This window comes from Candidatus Spyradosoma sp. SGI.093, assembly GCF_050314555.1.
In the GTDB taxonomy this organism is placed as follows: Bacteria; Verrucomicrobiota; Verrucomicrobiia; order Opitutales; family UBA953; genus Spyradosoma.
The window spans coordinates 101,972-120,508 of record NZ_JBNPNH010000002.1 but is presented as its reverse complement, the minus strand read 5'-3'; the positions used below and the strand labels follow the sequence as shown (position 1 = coordinate 120,508).

Below are 18,537 nucleotides of genomic sequence, written 5' to 3'. Positions count from 1 at the left end.
CAGATCGAACACAAAAAAAGAAGAATCGTTTTGAGATTGTATTTTCCCGCGTCCGCGCCGGATAATGGCTTCATGGACATTCCCGAAAAATTTCCGCCGCTTGCGCTGACCTGCGGCGATCCCGCCGGAGTCGGCCCGGAAATCATCGCGCGCTGGCTGCGGGAAAATCCGCGGGAAGCGTCGGGCGTCGTCGCCGTCGGCCCGCGCTCGTGGCTCGATTCGCTGCCGTGCGCGGGCGTCGCCGTCGGTCCGCGGGATTTCCGTCTTTCGCCGGGCGCGCCGAACGAAGCGGGGCAGCGCGTCGCGCTCGAGGCGATGGAACGCGCGGCGGCGGGAACGCTCGCGGGCGAATTCGCGGGCGTCGTCACCGCTCCCGTGAACAAGGCGGGGCTGCACGGCGTCGGCTACGAGTTTCCCGGGCAGACGGAATTTTTCGCGGCGCGCTGGGGCGGCGTTCCCGTGATGGCGTTCGTCGGCGAAAAAATGCGCGTCGCGCTCGCCACCTGGCACATTCCTTTCCGCGACGTTCCCGAGGCGCTGACGGCGGAGACGCTGCGGAACGCCGTCGCCGCGGCGGATTTTCTCGCGCGCGCGTTCGCGGAACCCGGGGCGACGGCGCTCCCGCGCATCGGCGTCTGCGGGCTCAATCCGCACGCGGGCGAACGCGGCGCAATCGGAACCGAAGAACGCGACCGGATCGACCCGACGCTCGCCGCGCTGCGGACGGATTTTCCGGGGCTTTCGGACTGCGTTCCCGCCGACACGATCTTCCGCCGTCAGCTGCTCGGCGAATTCGACGTCGTCGTCGCGCTTTACCACGACCAGGCGCTCGCGCCGCTGAAGACGCTGGAATTCGACAGCGCCGTCAACGTCTCGCTCGGCCTGAAGCACGTCCGCACTTCGCCCGACCATGGCACCGCCTACGACATCGCCGGCAGCGGCGTCGCGAGCGCGCGCTCGTTCGCCTGCGCCGTCCGCGCCGCCCGCAGACTTGTCCGCGCCTGATTTTCTCGCGCCCGCGAACGCGGATTTCACGTGTGCTTCGTTTTCCTCCCTCGGGTATGAATATCGTGGTGGAACGCTGTTCATCACGTTTTTGGCAAAAAATAAATATGAGTCTTGTCTTAACGCGAAGATTTTTGACCGCGAAGTCAACGGAAGTTAAAGAAAGTTTTTAACCACGAATTGACACGAATTTTCACGAATTTCGACCAGCGTTCCCGTGAAAACCGCGTCATTTCTCCAAAAATCTTTGCGCCTTGGCGTCTTTGCGGGGAAAATTCGCGTTCCCGCGAACGTCTGCCCCAAAAATTTCCGTGCTTTTCCGTGTTTTCCGTGGTCAAAAATTCGGACTTGCCACGGTATTCATAGCCGCGGGAACGCGCGGAAATCCTCGCGGACGCTCACGGGAACGCGCGGCGGTTTCGAGCCTCCGGCGTTTCGGCGCTTTTCCGTGGAGATTTTCGTGAGCTTCCGTGGTCAGGAAAGAAGACTGGAATGTCTTCGCCCCGAGACGGCGTTCCCGCGGCAGGTTCGGGGAGGAGATTTCCGTTGCGCGGGGAGGCGGGAACGCTCATGATGAATTTCTTAAATTTATGTCGATTTCCTATACAAATCTCGCCAACGCGGTCGTGAACAAAATGCCCGTTTACGAACCCGGAAAACCTATCGAATACGTCGCGCGCGAATTCGGTCTGGACCCGGACTCCATCGTCAAAATGGCGTCCAACGAAAATCCTTTCGGCGCCTCGCCCAAGGCGATCGCCGCCGTGCGCGCGATGCTCGACGGCGTGAACATGTATCCGGACGGCGGCACGATCGCGCTGCGCGACCGTCTCGCCGCGCTGTGGGGGCTGAAGCCGTCGCAGTTCTTCGTCGGCAACGGCTCGAACGAGGCGCTGATGATTCTCGGGCAGACGTTTCTGAATCCGGACTGCGAGGTGATCTACGGCGAACAGGCGTTCGTCGTCTACAAGATCGCGACGATTCTCGCGGGCGCGAAATCCGTTCCCGTGCCGATGCCGAATTTCTCGACGGATCTGAAGGCGATGCGCGCCGCCGTCACGGACAGGACGCGCATCATCTTCATCACGAATCCGAACAATCCGCAGGGCACGGTGTGCGATCCCGCGGAGCTGCTCGCGTTCGCGGAGAGCCTGCCCGAGCACGTGATTCTCGTCATCGACGAGGCGTATGCGGAATTCACCGACAAGACGCCGGACTTCCGTCCGCTGATCGCGGCGGGGCGCAAGATCGTCGTCACGCGCACGTTCTCGAAGCTCTACGGGCTCGCGGGCTTCCGCATCGGCTACCTGTTCGGCTCGGAGGAGGTCGTCGGGCTGATGAACCGCGTTCGCCAGCCGTTCAACACGAACCTTCCCGCGCAGGTCGCGGCGCTCGCGGCGCTGGACGACGCGGAGTTCGTGAAGCGCACGCTCGACGGGAACGCCGCGGGCGTGAAGCGGCTCTACGCGGGCTTCGAGGCGCTCGGGCTCAAGTACGTGCCGACGCACACGAACTTCATTCTGACGGAAGTGCCGAACGCGGCGGAGACGTTCGTCGAGCTCGAAAAGCGCGGCGTCATCGTGCGTCCGATGAAGGGCTACGGCATGCCGAACCACCTGCGCGTGACGGTCGGCACGCCGGAGCAGAACGAACGCCTGCTCGCGGCGCTCGGCGAGATTCTCGCGGGAACGCGCTGAGGCGCTCTCGGGCGACCGGAAACAAAACAAGCAACGTCTTCTTTTTCCCATGATCGGATTTTTTCAAAACACAATGGCGAAGCACCACCGGCTGATGTTCGGGCTGCTTCTCGTGATCATCGTCGTCTCGTTCGTGTTCTACACGGGCTCGGGCAGCGCGATGGATCTGCTCGGCTTCCGCAGGTCTCCCGAAGTCTGCGGCGTGAAGCTCAACGAACGCGAGGCTGACGTGTACCGCAAGGCGGTCGCGCTGACGACGGGTCGCGACGTGAGCGAGGCGCAGTACCGCGCGGCGCTCGTGCAGCGCGTCGTGCTCGAGCACCTCGCCGACGCCTATCAGATTCCCAATCCTTCGCAGGAGGAATTCGGCGCGTTCGCGCAGCGCTTTTTCGGGCTCGCCGAGGGCGAGGCGCTCCCGGATCCCAAGCGCTTCGGCATGGACGAAGACACGCTCAAGACGATTCTGATTCAGACCTGGCGCATCGGCGCGCTCAACGCGCTGTTCTCGGGATCGCCCGCGTCGTTCGACGAAGACGTCGCGCTGCGCTGGCGCGAGCTGAACACGCGGTGGACGGTCGAGACCGCCTCGCTCGCGCTGGACAAGATCGCCGTTTCGCCCGTCGCCTCGGACGAAGCGCTCGAAAAATTCTATGCCGCGAACGCCGAGCGCTACCGCATCGCGCCGCTCGTCAGGCTTTCCTACGCCGTCGTCGCGCCGAGCGCCGAGGCGCGCGCGAAAATCGCCGAGCCGACCGACGCCGAGCTGAAGACGTTCGCGCGGATGCAGGACAAGAGCCTGCGCGACGACGCCGCGCTCGACGCCGAGCTCGCGAAAAACCGCGCCGGCTGGGCGCGCCGCTGGAAGGCGGACCGCCTTTCGCTTCAGGTCGCGTCGGCGACGTCCGACATGCTCGCCGAAAAGCTCGCGCAGGACATGCTCAATCCCGACGCGCCGGATTTCGACGCGGCGGTCAAGGCGTCCGGGCTCGACTTTAAGGACATTCCGGCGTTCCCGACGGATTCCGTTCCCGCCGACGCGCCCGTTCCCGCGGAGATTCTCCGCGACGTGACGGCGTCGCTCAATTCCACGCTCTGGCGTACGGACGCGATTCCCTACGGCGAAAACGCGCTGGTGATTCTCTTCCGCGGCAACGAGCCGTCTCGCGTTCCCGCGCTCGACGAAGTGCGCGCCCGCGTCGCCGAAGACTGGAAGCGCGCGGAAATCGGCAAGGCGCGCTTCGAGCGCGCGCGCGAGCTCGGTGAGACGCTCCGCGGGGAAGTCGCCGCCGGCAAGCCCTTCGCCGAAACCGCGAAGACGCTCGGCATGACGCCCGCGGAGGCGCCCGCGTTCTCGATGCGCGATTTTCCGGACGCGCTGCGTCCTTACGGCGCGGCGCTTTTCGAGGCGCTGAAGACGACGAGTCTCGAAACCGTTTCCGACATGCTGTTCGCGGGCGATTCCGCGCTCTTCGTCCGCCCGCTCAGGAAGGACGTTCCCGCGGCGGACGCGAAGTCGGAGGAAATCGCGCAGCTCGCGCGCTATCTCGACGCGCAGGTTTCGGCGATGACGCTGAACGTTCAGCTCGGCGAGCGCGTCGGCGAGGAACTCTTCAAGGTTTCTCCGCGCGCCGAAGCGGAAGAGTGATTTTCCCCGCATGGCGTCGGAACGCATCGCCGTCGTCGCGCTCGGCGCCAATCTCGGCGACCGCGCCGAAACGCTCGGCGAGGCGCTGCGGCGCGTCGAGGCGGCGGGCGCGCGCGTGCTCGCCGTGTCGTCGCTTTACGAGACCGCGCCCGTCGGCTGCGCGACGGGCGCGCCGGATTTTCTGAACGCCGCCGCCGCGCTGAGCGCGCCCGCGGGAACGACGCCGGAGAGGCTGCTCGCGACGCTCGCCGCGACGGAGACGGCGCTCGGGCGCGAACGCCCGTTCCCGAACGCGCCGCGCACCTGCGACCTGGACTTGATTTTTTTCGAGGCGGAGACGCGCGCGACGCCGTCGCTGACGCTCCCGCATCCGCGCTGGCGGGAACGCGCGTTCGTGCTCGAACCGCTCGCGGAAATCTTTGAAGGCGGCGGCGCCCGGCTCGCGCGCGAACCGTGGCGGACGCTGCGCCGCGAGACGCTCGACGCGCTCGCCGCCGCGGACCGGTCCGGCGTGAGGCGCGCGGGAACGTTCCCATGGAAACGCTGAAGGCGGCGCTCGGGAACGCCCCCGACGGGACGGACGAGGCGGCGGAAAAACGTTCTCCGCTCCGGAATTTCCGCGCACCGCTGCTCTGGATTCTCCTGCCGCAGCTCGCCGCGTGCGCGCTGTGCGAAAACGGCTTCGCGCTCCCGCGCGCGGCGTGCGTCGTCGCCTCGGGCGTCGCCGTCGCGCTCGCCGTTCTCGGCGCGTGCTTCGCGGACGGAGCCGCGTTCCCGCGCCGCTTCGGAAAAATCGCGCGCGAGGTCTGGACGTTCGCGCTGCCGCTGGCGGCGTTTTTTCTCGCCGGCGCGTGGTGGAGCGCGAACGCGCCGCGCCTCGTCGACTGGAGCGCGTTTCCGGAGACGGAGGCCGTCGTCGAGCTCGAAGTCGAGACGCCGTTCCGTTCCGCGGGAAAATCCTGGAGCGGGCTGGCGCGCGTGCGCGGGATTTCCGAGGACTGTTCGGCGCTCGTCGGCGCGCGCGTCTTCTACGTTTTCCGCAAGACGGAAACGACCGCGGCGCCGCTCGAAGGGACGCGGCTGCGGATGCGCGCCCTCGTCGCCGACGCGGCGGGCGACGCGCGGCTTTCCGAGGGCTTTCGGGATTTCCTGCGTTCCCGTCGCGTGAGCGCGCGGGCGACGGGCGGCGACCACGTCGAAATTTCGGATTCGGCGACGGGCTTCGACGCCGCGCTTTCCCGCCGTTTCGCGGCGATGAAGGCGGCGCTGATCGCGAAGCTCGTCGATCCGGATTCGCCGCGGGAACGCGAACAGCGCGCGCTCGCGGCGATGCTTCTGGGCGAACGCTCGCTGCTGACGCGGGAACAGCGCGACGACTTCGCGCTTTCGGGGACGACGCACATCTTCGCGGTGAGCGGGCTGCACGTCTCGCTCTTCGCGGCGCTGATCTTCGCCGTGTGTTCCCGCGCGCGGGCACCGCGTTGGGGTGGAGCAAAAAAACGTTTCTATGCCCGAGTTTTTCCGGTCTCGTTTTCCGACAACCGAGCGCCGTTCTGGTTCACGGCGGCGGCGACGGCCGGCGTGACGTGGTTCTACGTGCGGCTCACGGGCGCGGCTCCGTCGGCGATGCGCGCGTGGACGATGATCGTCTTTCTGCTCGCGGCGCGTCTGCTGGGGCGCCCGGCTCAGCCGCTGAACGCGCTGGTCGCGTCGGCGTCGTTCGCGCTGTGGCGGGAGCCGGCGCTTTTCGCGGAGCCGGGTTTCCGGCTTTCCTACGCCGTCGTCGCGTCGATTTTCCTCTACGGCGTTCCGCTCGGCGATTTTCTGCGCTCGCGGCTGCGGCTTTTCCGCTACGTTCCCGCGGCGGCGCTCTCGCCCGCGCGGCGTTTCGCTTCGGCGCTCTGGGGGAAGGTTTGCGCGGCGTTCGCGGTCTCGCTCGGCACGTTCGTCGCGGGCGCGTCGTTCGTCGCGGCGAGCTTCGGCGTCTTCACGCCGATCGCGGTCCTCGCGAATCTCGCGCTCATTCCCTTTCTCGGGATTCTGCTGAGCGCGGGGCTCGTCTCCGCCGCGCTTTTCTGCGTGCCCGGAGCCGCGCCGCTCGCGGAGCTCGTCTGGCGCGCGGACGCCGCGCTGATGTTCTGCGCGGAGGCGTTCGCGGGAACGGCGGCGGCGCTTCCGGCGGATGCCGAGACGCGCTTTGCGGATCCGCGCCTGGGCGCGCTCGGCGGGGCGCTCGTGCTGCTCGCGTTCGCGGTCGGGGCGTTTTTGCCCGCCGTCCGTGCGCGTCCGGCGCTGCGCTTCGCGTTCCCGCCGCTTTTCCTGCTCGCGTATCTGCTTGCGTTCGCCTTCTGAAACGGGCAAAATCCGCAGACGTTTTTTCAACAATCAACACCGTAAAAATCATGGCAAAAAATCCCATTCGTGTGACGATCACCGGCGCCGCCGGTCAGATCGCGTATTCGCTGATTTTCCGCATCGCGTCGGGTTCCGTCTTCGGTCCGGACCAGCCGGTCGCGCTGAATCTGCTTGAAATCGAGCCCGCGCTGCCGAAGTGCAAGGGCGTCGTCATGGAGCTTGAGGACTGCGCGTTCCCGCTCGTGACGGACATCGTCGCCACGTCCGATCCCGCCGTCGCGTTCAAGGACGCGAACTGGTGCCTCCTCGTCGGCTCGGTGCCGCGCAAGGCGGGCATGGAGCGCAAGGACCTGCTCGGCATCAACGGCAAGATCTTCGTCGGCCAGGGCAAGGCGATCGCCGAAAACGCGGCGAAGGACGTCCGCGTCTTCGTCGTCGGCAACCCGTGTAACACCAACGCGCTGATCGCGATGCGCCACGCGACGGGCGTTCCCGAAGAGCGTTTCTTCGCGATGACGCGCCTCGACGAAAACCGCGGCAAGTCGCAGCTCGCGCAGAAGGCGGGCGTGCACGTCTCCGCCGTCAAGAACATGACGATTTGGGGCAACCACTCCTCGACGCAGTTCCCGGACTTCTTCAACGCGACGATCAACGGCAAGCCCGCGACGGAAGTCATCACCGACAAGGAATGGCTCGAAAACACGTTCATTCCGGTCGTGCAGAAGCGCGGCGCGGCGATCATCGAAGCGCGCGGCGCCTCCTCGGCGGCTTCCGCGGCGAACGCGGCGTGCGACACGGTCCGCAATCTCGTCACGCCGACCGCGCCGGGCGACTGGTACAGCGTCGGCGTCGTCTCCAAGGGCGAATACGGCACGGAACCCGGCATCATCACCGGCTTCCCCGTCCGCACGAAGGCCGACGGCACCTGGGAAATCGTCGCGGGGCTGAAGATCAACGATTTCGCGCGCGCGAAGATCGACGCCTCCATTCAGGAACTCAAGGAAGAGCGCGACACCGCCGCCGAAGCTCTCGGCTGCAAGCTCTGAGCGCGCTTCCGTCTCCGAAAAATCCGTTCCATCGGGAACTTTCTCCGCGGGAACGGATTGAATTTTTGACACTTCACCGAAAATCCTAAAACGAAAATCATGAAAAAACTGAACACTATCCTCGCCGTTTCGGCGCTCGCGTTCGCGGCGTTCATGCCGCTTTCCGCCGAGACTACCGCCGCCGACGGTCTCAACCCGCAATTCACCGCGCAGTGGACGCGCGGCGCCGACGGCGTCATCCGCACGGCCGTTCCCGAGCGCCCCGCCGGACAGAAGCACGTGCTCGAACTGCGCACGCCCGCGCTGAAGACCGTCCGCGTCGCCTTCGTCGGGCTCGGCATGCGTGGTCCCGGCGCCGTCGAACGCTTCACGCACATGAAGGACGTCGGCCTGAACGTCGAAATCGTCGCGCTGTGCGACCATGAAAAAGCGCGCGCCGACAACCAGAATCAGCGCCTCGGGCTGAACCTCCCCGATTCCGCGATCTACTACGGCGAAGACGGCTACAAGGAACTCTGCAAGCGTCCGGACGTCGATCTCGTTTACATCGCGACGGACTGGAATCACCACGTTCCCGTGGCGCTCTGCGCGATGGAAAACGGCAAGCACGCCGCGATCGAAGTTCCCTCGGCGATGTCGATCAAGGACTGCTGGGATCTCATCAACACTTCCGAGCGCACGCGCAAGCACTGCATCCAGCTTGAAAACTGCTGCTACGACTTCTTCGAGCTCAACACGCTCAACATGGCGAAGAAGGGCGTCTTCGGCGAAATCATCCGCGGCGAGGGCGCGTACATCCACGACCTCAGCGGCTTCTGGAACTGGTACTGGAAGAAGGACAAGAACGACAAGCTCGGCTGGCGTCTCGAATACAACCGCCTGCACCGCGGCGACGTCTATGCGACGCACGGGCTCGGGCCGGTCTGCCAGGTCATGGACATTCACCGCGGCGACCGCCTGACGACGCTCGTCGCCATGGACACCGGTTCCTTCATCGGACGGGAACTCGTCAAGAACGCTACGGGCGCGGACTGCCCCGACTTCCAGAACGGCGACCACACGACGACGCTCCTGCGCACCGCGAAGGGCAAGGTCATCGAGATCCAGCACAACGTCATGACGCCGCAGCCCTACAGCCGCAAATATCAGCTGACGGGAACGGCGGGCTTCGCAAACAAGTATCCGGTCGAAGGCTACGCGATCGAAGGCAAGAAAGCCGTCGTCGAAGGCGTGCCGAATCACGAAAATCTGAACGCGCACGGCTTCCTGCCGAAGGACGCGCGCAACGCCCTCATCGCCAAGTATCAGCACCCGCTGATCACGGAAATCGGAGAAAAGGCGAAGAACGTCGGCGGCCACGGCGGCATGGACTTCATCATGGACTACCGCATGGTGTACTGCCTGCAGAACGGTCTGCCGATGGACCTCGACGTGTACGACATCGCCGAATGGTGCTGCCTCGCCGAACTCGGCGCGATTTCCATGAACAACAACAGCGCTCCCGTCGAGGTGCCCGACTTCACGCGCGGTCACTGGAACGACGTCAAGGGCTACAAGATGTACACTTCCGAAAACACCTGGTACTGATTCCGGGTTTCGGATTTCGAGAAGAGCGTTCCCGCCGGGCTTCCCCGCGGGAACGTTTTTTTTGTGAGGTGATGGAAGTGACGGAGTTATGGAGGTTGATTGCGTTTCGCTTCGCGAAAAAGATTTTTTGAAATCCTTTCGGCGAAGCCGAACGCAAAGAACTTCATAACCTCCATAACCTCGTCACCTCATAACCTTCTCTCCGCCCCGCGCGCGAATTTTCCGCTTCACGCGTTCCCGCGAAGCGAGTATCGTTGCGGGCATGAAAAAAATCGGCATTCTCAACGGCCCGAATCTCAATTGGCTCGGAAAACGCGAACCCGCGATTTACGGAAGCACGACGCTCGCGGACGTCGAAAAGGCGCTCGCCGCGCGCGCGGCGGAGCTCGGCTGCGAAATCGAATGCTTCCAGAGCAACAGCGAAGGCGCGCTGCTGGACAAGATCTACGACTGGGCGGCGCGCGGCTTCTGCGGGCTCGTCGTCAATCCCGGCGCGTTCACGCACACGAGCGTCGCGCTGCGCGACTGCATCGCGGGCGCGGGCGTTCCCGCCGTCGAGGTGCACATCTCCAACGTCCACGCGCGCGAGGAATTCCGCAAGCGTTCGCTGACGGCACCGGTCTGCGTCGGGCAGATCTGCGGGCTGGGCGTCGCGGGCTACGCGCACGCGCTGGAATTTCTCGCGAAGCGCTGAAGCCGCGCGGTGAGAATCCCGTTGAGTTTTGAGCGGCTTCGCTTATCGTAAAAAAAGTCATGAATCAGGAACTTCTTAATCTCATTCTCTCGCGCCGGAGCGTCCGCCGCTACGACACCGCGAAACCCGTCGAGGAATCCGCCCTGGAGACGCTCTGCCGCGCCGCGCTCGCCGCGCCCTCGGCGCGCAATCAGCAGCTGCGCGAGCTCGTCGTCGTGACGAAGCGCGAGACACTGGACGCGCTCGGCGCCGTGCTGCCGAACGCGCCGATGCTCAAGGACGCGGGCGCGGCGCTCGTCGTCTGCGGCGTTCTGGACAACGAATGGTCGGGCTACTGGCAGCAGGACTGCTCGGCGTCGGTCGAGAACGCTCTGCTTGCGGCGGAGGCGCTCGGGCTCGGCGCGTGCTGGTGCGGGCTTTTCCCGCGCGAGGAACGCGCGGCGCGGGTCGCGGAGATTCTCGGCGTTCCCGCGCGGCTGATGCCGATGGCGCTCCTCACGATCGGCGTTCCGCTGGACGGCACGGAGCGCGCCAAGGACAAATGGAAGCCGGAAAAGATTCACCGCGAAAAATTCTGAAACCGATTTTCCGACCATGGCGAAGCCCAAAGAACTTTCGTTTGAAGAGGAGCTGAAGAAGCTCGAAGAAATCGTCGAGTCCCTCGAGGCCGGCGATGTGCCGCTTTCCACGCTCGTCGAGCGCTACGAAAAAGGCATGAAGCACCTGAAGAGCTGCCAGGAAAAGCTCGCCGAAGCCGAACTGCGCATCGAACAGCTGCGCGGCGCGGACGCCGACGGGAACGCCCTCTCCGAGCCCTTCGAAGAGCGCGACGCCTGAGCGCGCGCGCCGAAAATCGCACCCGTTCCGCCCGTGCTGGAAAAGATTTCAGGTCCGGACGACGTCAAGAAACTGCCGTCCGAAAAACTCCCCGAGCTCGCCCGAGAGCTGCGGGAACGCATCATCGGCGTCACGTCGAAAAACGGCGGGCACGTCGGTCCGAATCTCGGCGTCGTCGAGCTCACGATCGCGCTTCACCGCGTGTTTTCGACGCCGCGCGACAGCATCGTCTTCGACGTCTCGCACCAGTGCTACGCGCACAAGCTGCTCACGGGGCGCAACGGCGAGGCTTTCGACGCGCTGCGCAAGACGGGCGGCGTCTCCGGCTTCTGTTCCCGCCGGGAAAGCCCGCACGACGCGTTCGGCTGCGGTCACGCGGGAACGGCGCTTTCCGCGGCGCTCGGCATCGCGGCGGCGCGGGACCTTTCCGGCGGAGACGGGCACGTGGTCGCCGTCGTCGGCGACGCCGCGATCACGAACGGCGCGACGCTCGAGGCGCTCAACAACATCGCCGCGCACACGAAGCGCCTCATCGTCGTCCTCAACGACAACGAATGGTCCATCGACCGCAACGTCGGCGCCGTCGCGGAATACCTGAACAAGCTGATCATGACGCCCGTCTACAACGAGGCGACGCGCGGCATGCGCAAGTTCTTCGAAAAGATTCCCGGCGGCGCGCACCTGATCCGCGCCGGTTCCGCCTGGAAGCAGGAAAAGAAGAACGTCCTTTCTTTGGGCTCTTCGCCGCTGTTCGAAAATTTCAAGCTGCGCTACCTCGGTCCGGCGGACGGGCACGACCTCGGCGCGCTGATCTCCTACCTGGAATTCGCGAAGAAGGCGGACCGCCCGATTCTGCTGCACGTGCGCACGACGAAAGGAAAAGGCCTGCCGGCGGCGATCGCGAATCCGGAAAAATTCCACGGCTGCGCTCCCTTCGATCCCGCGACGGGCGAACTGCGCCTCGCGAAAAAAAACGCTCCCGCGTGGCAGGAATGCTTCGGGAAGACGCTCGTGAAGCTCGCGCGCGCGGACGAAAAAATCGTCGGCATCACGGCCGCCATGCCCTCGGGAACGTCGCTGAATCTGCTGAAGCAGGCGCTCCCGAAACAGTATTTCGACGTCGGCATCGCCGAAGGGCACGCCGTCATCTTCGCCGCGGGGCTCGCGAGCAAGGGCTTCAAGCCCTGCGTGGCGATCTATTCGTCGTTCATGCAGCGCGCGGCGGACATGGTGATGCACGACGTGTGTCTGCAGAATCTGCCCGTCGTCTTCTGCCTCGACCGCGCGGGACTTTCTCCGCAGGACGGCGCGACGCACCACGGGCTCTACGACATGGCGATGCTACGCGCGCTCCCGAATCTCGTCATCATGCAGCCGAAGGACGAAGACGAGCTCGCGGACATGATGGCGACGGCGTTCGCGCTCGGCGCGCCCGCGCTCATCCGCTACCCGCGCGGCGAGGCGGCGGGCGTTCCCGTGAAGGACGTTCCCGCGACGCTGCCCGTCGGCAGGGCGGAAGTGCTCGACGCGGGAACGGACGACGGCGAAGTCTGCATCTGGGCGCTCGGCGGCGCGGCGATGCCCGTCGCGAAGACGCTCGCCGCGCGCCTCGCGCGGGAACGCGGCGGCAGGGCGCCGACGCTCGTCAACGCCCGCTTCTGCAAGCCGATCGACGCAGAGCTGCTCGCCGAGCAGGCGAAACGCGCCCGGCTTTTCGTGACGGTGGAAAACCACGCGTTGGCGGGCGGCTTCGGCTCCGCGGTGCTCGAGACGCTTTCGGACGCCGGAATCGGCGTTCCCGTCGTGCGCATCGGCTGGCCGGACGTCTTCGTCGGGCACGCCTCGAACGCCGCCGACCTGCGGGAACGCCACGGCCTTTCCGACGAGGCGATCGCCGCCCGCGTCCTCGGCGCTCTCGCCCGTCAAGCCCGCTGAACGCGCGCGGCGACGGGGCGAGTCAGGCGTTTTTTCCGCCGCGCGCGAGCCGGAGCAGGGCGGGCAGGCGCTTGCCCGCGACAACCAGAAGCACCGCGAAAATTATCAGCGCGATTCCCGCCGAGAGGCGCGGCGTGAGGGCTTCGCCGAACACGAGGACGCCGAAAATCACGGCGGTCACGGGCTCGAGCGCGCCGAGAATCGCCGCCGGAGTCGAGCCGATGAGGCTTATCGAGCGCGCGACGCAGGCGAACGAAACGCCGGTGGGGAAAATTCCCAACAGAAGCGCGCACGCGAACGCGCGCCACGACGGGAGCATCTGCAGATCCGCGAGAAAATCCAGTCTGAAGACGAACAGAAGCGAGCCGAAGAGCGTCGCGTAGAAAGTGAGCTTCAGCGCCGGCGTCGCGCTGAGCGAGGTCTTGTTCACGCACACGATGTAGATCGCGTAGAACAGGGCGGAGAGCATCACGAGCCCGATTCCCGCGAGGCTGAGCGCGGCGCCGTCCTCGCCCTTGTAGAGCAGAGCCGTTCCCGCGAGCGTCAGCGCGATGCTCGCGGCGGTGATCGCGGAGAATTTTTCGCGGAAGCGGAACGCCATGATCAGGGCGACCATCAGCGGATACACGAAAAGCAGCGTGGAGGCGATTCCCGCCGCCATGAAATTGTACGAAAGAAACAGGAACAGCGACGACGACGCCATGAGCACGCCCATGAAGACGAGCAGGGCAGCGTCCCGCCGCGTGATTCCGAACGATACGCGCCGCGCGTGCATTAGCACCGCAAGAAACGCGATGCCGCCGAGGTAGCGGTAGAAGAGCACGGAATCCGGCGTCAGGCCTTCCGCGTAAAGCGGGAGCGCGAAAAGCGGATTCATGCCGTAGGAAATCGCGCCCGCGGCGCCGAAAGCCAAGCCCTTGACCGTGTCGTCGATCATCTTTTTTTCGAAAAATCTCCGAAATCGGAACGTATGAAAAAACGTTCCCGCGGGAAGACGCGGGAACGGGGACGGAAACGGCGTTCCGAAATCTCACTGCGCGTCGGCGGCGGGCTTGGCTCCGAGCGCGGAAAGGAAGGGCGACTTCTCGACGCCTTCGACGTGCGAGCTCGGCATCGTCGAGACGGAGAAATTGATGCCGTGCTTCGTGAAGTTGAGGTCGAACTTGCGGACGAGCAGATTCACGGGACCGACGACCTGGCGGCGTTCGCGCATGGCGGCGAGGAGCTCGTCGATCTGCGCGGGCGAGGCGTCGGGCAGGGCGATGAGCTTTTCGCGCGCGGCGGCGACGGCGGCGTCGCCTTCGACGAGCGCGTTCCAGATGAGCACGGCGACGTTCATCGCGCCCTTGAGCGCGGTGTGGTTGCCGCCCGCCTGGCCGAGAATCGGGCGCGCGAAGTCGATGAGGATGTTCGCGATGTTCGGGCGGTTCGGATCCTGCGGCTGCGGCGCGGCGGGTTCGGCGCGCTCGTTCAGCAGCACTTCGTAATGATGCCCGACCGGGCGAATCTTGTTGGAGCCGAAGGCCCCGACGGTTTTCTTGCGATTAAAGGAGGTTGCCATGGAAAAAGTTTTTCTATCATGCAGGAAAGCGGCGCGGGAACGCGAGCGAAAAAAGGAAAGGCTCCCGCTCGCGCCCGCGGCGCGTTCTCAAAGGAAGAAGCGGTCGATCGCGGCGTTCGCGGTCCAGAGGCAGGCGCAGGTCGCGAGCGCGGCGGCGAAGTCGTCGGCGACGACGCCCCAGCCGCCTTTGAGGCTCTGCAGCTTTTTGATGCCGAGCGGCTTGAAGATGTCGAAGAGCCGGAAAAGCACGAAGCCGGCGAGCAGCCAGTAAAGCGTGTTCGGGCTGTTCGCGATGATTTCGCCGAGCCCCGCGAAGCAGACGGGCATCACGGCGAATTCGTCGAAATTGACCTCGCCGGGATCGGTGCGGCCGAGGCATTTTTCGCCGGCTTCGCAGACGGGAACGGCGCACACGACGAGCAGCGCCGCCCAGATCGCGAACTCGAGAAACGTCGCCGGCGTGTTGATGCCCGTCGCCTGGAACGCGAGCGCGTAGAACGCCGTTCCCGCGACGGAACCCCACGTGCCGGGAGCGGGAAGTTTTCTGCCGACGGGGCCGAGCGTCGCGATCGCTCCGAGAACGCGGTCGCCGAAGGGAAGTTTTTCGTTTGCGGAATTCATGGTTCAACGGGCTGCGTCGCCGAGAAAGATCTTGCGGTTGCGGACGAGGTAGCCCGTCCCGGAATAAATGGTGAGCACGACGGCGGCGTAGAACGTCCACAGCCCGAGCTCGCGCGCCCAGACGGGAAGCGCCTCGGGAACGCCGGCGGCGAGCCAGTCCGACGCGAGCGCCTTCGCGAAAAGCAGCAGCGAGACGGAGATCATCTGCAGCGCGGTCTTGATCTTGCCCGCCTTCTCCGCGGCGAGCACGACGCCGTTGCTCGCGGCGACGAGGCGCAGCCCCGTAATGAGAAATTCACGACAGATGATGACCATGACGAGCAGCACGCAATGCTGCGGGAGCAGCGTCTCGAGCTCGCTCGCGGAATTGCCGTAGGCGTCCGGCAGCTTCCAGCGCAGACCGAGCAGGGCGACGAAGAGCCCGACCATGATGATCTTGTCGGTCAGCGCGTCCATGAGCTTGCCGAAGTTGGAGACCGCGCCGACGCGCCGCGCGATGTAGCCGTCGAGCCAGTCGGAGACGGCGGCGGCGACGAAGAGGACGAGCGCGGCCGTGTCGCCGAATCTCGCGGGAAAGCACAGCAGCGCGACGATGACGAAGAGCATCGGAATGCGCGACAGCGTCAGAATGTTCGGAAGGTGTCTCATGCGTTATAACTTGCCAAAAAAATGCGGAAAGCGGAAACTTTAAGTCATTTCCCGCAAATTTGAAAATTAAATCATGACGTCTCCCCAAACGCTTTCGCCGCGCGTCGCGCTTTATCCGGGCAGCTTCGATCCCGTGCACAACGGCCACCTGCACGTCGTCGGGCGGGCGGCGCGCCTTTTCGACAAGGTCTACGTCGCCGTCGCGAAGAACCCGGAAAAGAATCCGCTCTTCGAGCCGGAGGAACGCGTGGAGATGCTGCGCGAAGTCTTCGCGGGAACGCCGCAGGTCGAGCCCGTCCTCATCGAGGGACTGACGGTGGACAACGCCGTGCGGCTCGGCGCGGGCGTCATCGTGCGCGGGCTGCGCCTCGTCTCGGACTTCGAGTCCGAGCTCCTGCTCGACATGCACAACCGCCGCCTGGACGCGCGCGTGGAGACGATCTACATGATGCCCACGAAGGAATTTCTCTATTTCAATTCCTCGTTCGTGAAGCAGATCGTGCGCATCGACGCCTCGCGCATCGAAGGCTATGTGCCCGACGCGGTCATGACGCGCCTGAAAAAAAAGTTCCCGAAGCCGACGTTCCCGCGGGAACGCGGTTGACGCTCGGCGCGCGCGCGTTAGAATGCGGCGCAGATATAAATCGTCATGTCAGAGTTGATTCTTCCTCTTTGCGTCGTCGGCGCGGCGCTTCTCGTCATCGCGTTTTGGGCGGTCTCCGTCTACAACGGGCTCGTGGCGTCGCGCAACCGCGTGAAAAACGCGTTCTCGCAGATCGACGTTCAGCTGCAGCGCCGTCATGACCTGATTCCGAACCTCGTCGAGACCGCGAAGGGCTTTCTGAAGCACGAGCGCGAGACGCTGCAGGCCGTCACGGAAGCGCGCGAAGCGGCCCGCGCCGCGGCGAACGCCGCCGCCGCCGATCCGACCGCCGCCGGCGCGATGGCGAAGCTCGGCGCCGCCGAAGGGCTCCTCGGCTCCGCGCTCGCGGGCCTGCGCGTCGTCGTCGAGGCCTATCCGAATCTGAAGTCCGACGCGCACATGGCGAGCCTGATGGAGGAGCTTTCCTCCACGGAAAACAAGATCGCGTTCGCGCGGCAGGCCTACAACGATTCGGTGATGAGCTACAACACGGCGCGCGAGACGTTCCCGGCGGCGCTGATCGCGGGCGCGTTCGGCTTTTCGCCGTGCCCGCAGCTCGAAATCGAAACTCCCGAAGCGCGCCGCAACGTCAAAGTCTCTTTCTGAAAATCATGGAAACTCCCGACGAAAACGAAAACCTCGAAGCCATCATCGACAACGGTCCCGAGCCGAAGCCGCAGAAGCCGCTGGCGGAAACGCCTTACGAAATTTCCGTTCCCGCGCTGTCGCTCTATTTTCATCTGCGGCAGTTCATTCCCGTGTTCGCGTTCGTCGCGCTGCTCGCGCTGCGCGTTCTCGCCGCGGGAAATCTGACGCTCGCGGTCGCGATCTTCTTCGTGCTCTACGTCGCGTTCTACCTGCTCTCGACGCGCATCGCCGACCGCTACGCGAAGTCCGTCGTCTACGCGTTCGAGAAAAACGTCATCTCCGCCGAAACGACCTACTGCGGCTTCTTCTCGCAGAAGACGATTCCGATCGACAAGGTCTCGCGCATCACGCTGCGGCAGACGCCGCTCATGCGCTTCTGCAAAGTGTACGCGCTGGATCTGGACATTTCCGGCGGCGTGCAGAACCGCGTGCGCCTCTACGGGCTCGCCGAAGCCGCGCGCGTGCGCCAAGCGCTGATCAGCGCCCGCAGCGTCGCCGTGAACGCGCGCGAGACGAAGGCCTGAGCGCCGTTCCCGCCGCAGACGAAAAACGCCGCGGAGCTTTCGGGCTTCGCGGCGTTTTTTTGCGCGTCCGCGCGGACGCGTGCAGGCGCGGGGCTTATTCCGCGTCCGCGTCTTCGGGGAGGTCGGCTTCCGCGTCTTCGGGGAGACCGAAATCGTCGTCCTCGGCGTCTTCCTGCGGCTGTTCCGGAGCCTTGTCGGAAACGGAGACGAGCTCGATGTCGAAGACGAGCGTCGAGCCCGGCGGCAGGCGGCCCGAATCGCCGTAGGCCTGATCGGCGGGAATGACGAGCGTCGCCTTCGCGCCGACGCCGAGCGTCTGCAGCGCCTCGATCCAGCCGGGAATGAGCTGGCCGAGCGGGAACGGGAACGCCGCGGGCTCGCTCTTGTCCGTGAACGGGACGGGATCGCCGCTTTCGGCGTCGCGCTCGGACGAATCGAAGATCTTGCCGTCCACCAGTCTGCCCGTGTAGCGCACGGCGATGTAGCTTTCCGGCGTCGGCTTGTTCGCGGCGTCGCCGGCCTTCTCGACCTTCACGAGCACGCCCGACGGGAGCGCGACGAACGCCTTGTCTTCCCTGCATTTTTCGACGTAGGCGGCGCCCTTCGCGCGGTTTTCGTCGGAAATCTTCTTCAGCGCGGCGCGGGATTTCTCCGCCGCGTTCGCGCGGATCTTGCCTTCGAACGCCTGCATGAACGCGGCGAACGCGTCGCGGTCGTTCTTCAGCGCGTCCTCGAGGGCGGCGGTGTCGCCGGCGAGCCCGAGCTTGAAGCCTTCGATCACGACGGCGCTTTCTTCCGGCGTCAGTTCCGCGAGCTCGAGCCCGTTCTGCGCCGCGGAGATGCAGCCGACGATCTTGAGGAAGAGCGCCTTCTTTTCGGCGGAAATTCCGGCTTTCTGCGGCGTTTCCTGCTGCGTCTGCGCGGGAGCGGCGGCGTTTTCTTCTGCGCCGACGAACGGAGCGACGGCGAGCATTCCAAGAATGGGGAGGATGTTTCTGATCATAATTTGAAAGCCCCAAGTTTCCCGATTTTCCCGCCCCCTGTCCATGCTTTATTCGCGCCGCCGCCCCGAACGCGCCGCCCGCGAAGTT

At 65.2% G+C, this 18,537-nt stretch carries 18 protein-coding genes and 1 pseudogene; 14 read left to right on the top strand and 5 right to left on the bottom strand.

Annotated elements, in window-relative coordinates:
- The first annotated feature begins 72 nt into the window (after positions 1–72).
- The 11 genes and pseudogenes from ACQREB_RS02600 (at position 73) to dxs (ending at position 12,801) form a co-directional block, all read left to right on the top strand.
- A complete protein-coding gene (locus ACQREB_RS02600) occupies positions 73–1,005 on the top strand; it encodes a PdxA family dehydrogenase (RefSeq protein ID WP_427764953.1) in 933 nt (310 codons plus the stop codon).
- Positions 1,006–1,595: 590 nt separating this feature from the next.
- Positions 1,596–2,702 carry a histidinol-phosphate transaminase gene (gene hisC, locus ACQREB_RS02595; RefSeq protein ID WP_427764951.1) on the top strand — a complete coding sequence of 369 codons (1,107 nt, stop codon included), beginning with the start codon at positions 1,596–1,598 and terminating at the stop codon, positions 2,700–2,702.
- A gap of 73 nt (positions 2,703–2,775) precedes the next feature.
- Positions 2,776–4,347, top strand: coding sequence for a hypothetical protein (locus tag ACQREB_RS02590; protein ID WP_427764949.1), 1,572 nt, complete (start codon positions 2,776–2,778; stop codon positions 4,345–4,347).
- 10 nt (positions 4,348–4,357) lie between these two features.
- Positions 4,358–4,894 (top strand): 2-amino-4-hydroxy-6-hydroxymethyldihydropteridine diphosphokinase, encoded by a 537-nt coding sequence (gene folK / locus ACQREB_RS02585; RefSeq protein WP_427764946.1) that lies wholly within the window; start codon positions 4,358–4,360, stop codon positions 4,892–4,894.
- A complete protein-coding gene (locus tag ACQREB_RS02580) occupies positions 4,882–6,699 on the top strand; it encodes a ComEC/Rec2 family competence protein (RefSeq protein ID WP_427764943.1) in 1,818 nt (605 codons plus the stop codon). The genes folK and ACQREB_RS02580 overlap by 13 nt, the downstream gene beginning before the upstream one ends.
- Positions 6,700–6,749: 50 nt before the next feature.
- A complete protein-coding gene (locus tag ACQREB_RS02575; RefSeq protein WP_427764941.1) occupies positions 6,750–7,748 on the top strand; it encodes a malate dehydrogenase in 999 nt (332 codons plus the stop codon).
- A 153-nt stretch (positions 7,749–7,901) separates the two neighbouring features.
- Positions 7,902–9,305: pseudogene (locus ACQREB_RS02570) on the top strand (Gfo/Idh/MocA family protein); the annotation flags it as partial.
- Between the two features lie 292 nt (positions 9,306–9,597).
- Complete coding sequence (gene aroQ / locus ACQREB_RS02565; RefSeq protein WP_427764939.1) at positions 9,598–10,029, top strand: type II 3-dehydroquinate dehydratase; 432 nt, start codon at positions 9,598–9,600, stop codon at positions 10,027–10,029.
- A 59-nt stretch (positions 10,030–10,088) separates the two neighbouring features.
- Complete coding sequence (locus ACQREB_RS02560; RefSeq protein WP_427764936.1) at positions 10,089–10,607, top strand: nitroreductase family protein; 519 nt, start codon at positions 10,089–10,091, stop codon at positions 10,605–10,607.
- A gap of 16 nt (positions 10,608–10,623) precedes the next feature.
- On the top strand, positions 10,624–10,866 hold the full coding sequence (gene xseB / locus ACQREB_RS02555) for an exodeoxyribonuclease VII small subunit (RefSeq protein ID WP_427764933.1): 243 nt from the start codon (positions 10,624–10,626) through the stop codon (positions 10,864–10,866).
- Between the two features lie 33 nt (positions 10,867–10,899).
- On the top strand, positions 10,900–12,801 hold the full coding sequence (gene dxs, locus ACQREB_RS02550; protein ID WP_427764930.1) for a 1-deoxy-D-xylulose-5-phosphate synthase: 1,902 nt from the start codon (positions 10,900–10,902) through the stop codon (positions 12,799–12,801).
- Between the two features lie 22 nt (positions 12,802–12,823).
- On the opposite strand, the gene ACQREB_RS02545 is transcribed toward dxs, so the two are convergent.
- From ACQREB_RS02545 to ACQREB_RS02530, 4 genes are all read right to left on the bottom strand, one after another.
- On the bottom strand, positions 12,824–13,738 hold the full coding sequence (locus tag ACQREB_RS02545) for an EamA family transporter (RefSeq protein ID WP_427764927.1): 915 nt from the start codon (positions 13,736–13,738) through the stop codon (positions 12,824–12,826).
- Positions 13,739–13,831: 93 nt separating this feature from the next.
- Positions 13,832–14,362, bottom strand: a complete 531-nt coding sequence (locus tag ACQREB_RS02540) for a hypothetical protein (RefSeq protein WP_427764925.1) — start codon at positions 14,360–14,362, stop codon at positions 13,832–13,834.
- Between the two features lie 87 nt (positions 14,363–14,449).
- Complete coding sequence (locus tag ACQREB_RS02535) at positions 14,450–14,983, bottom strand: phosphatidylglycerophosphatase A family protein (protein ID WP_427764922.1); 534 nt, start codon at positions 14,981–14,983, stop codon at positions 14,450–14,452.
- Positions 14,984–14,986: 3 nt separating this feature from the next.
- Complete coding sequence (locus ACQREB_RS02530) at positions 14,987–15,631, bottom strand: CDP-alcohol phosphatidyltransferase family protein (protein WP_427764919.1); 645 nt, start codon at positions 15,629–15,631, stop codon at positions 14,987–14,989.
- A 73-nt stretch (positions 15,632–15,704) separates the two neighbouring features.
- On the opposite strand from ACQREB_RS02530, the gene coaD reads away from it, so the two are divergent.
- The 3 genes from coaD to ACQREB_RS02515 are packed head-to-tail and all read left to right on the top strand — an operon-like array spanning position 15,705 to position 17,446.
- Positions 15,705–16,235 carry a pantetheine-phosphate adenylyltransferase gene (coaD, locus tag ACQREB_RS02525; protein WP_427764917.1) on the top strand — a complete coding sequence of 177 codons (531 nt, stop codon included), beginning with the start codon at positions 15,705–15,707 and terminating at the stop codon, positions 16,233–16,235.
- Between the two features lie 45 nt (positions 16,236–16,280).
- On the top strand, positions 16,281–16,880 hold the full coding sequence (locus tag ACQREB_RS02520; protein WP_427764914.1) for a LemA family protein: 600 nt from the start codon (positions 16,281–16,283) through the stop codon (positions 16,878–16,880).
- Between the two features lie 5 nt (positions 16,881–16,885).
- A complete protein-coding gene (locus ACQREB_RS02515; RefSeq protein WP_427764911.1) occupies positions 16,886–17,446 on the top strand; it encodes a PH domain-containing protein in 561 nt (186 codons plus the stop codon).
- A gap of 94 nt (positions 17,447–17,540) precedes the next feature.
- On the opposite strand, the gene ACQREB_RS02510 is transcribed toward ACQREB_RS02515, so the two are convergent.
- Positions 17,541–18,449: an FKBP-type peptidyl-prolyl cis-trans isomerase gene (locus ACQREB_RS02510; protein ID WP_427764908.1), complete on the bottom strand. Its 909-nt coding sequence runs from the start codon at positions 18,447–18,449 to the stop codon at positions 17,541–17,543.
- Positions 18,450–18,537: the final 88 nt, after the last annotated feature.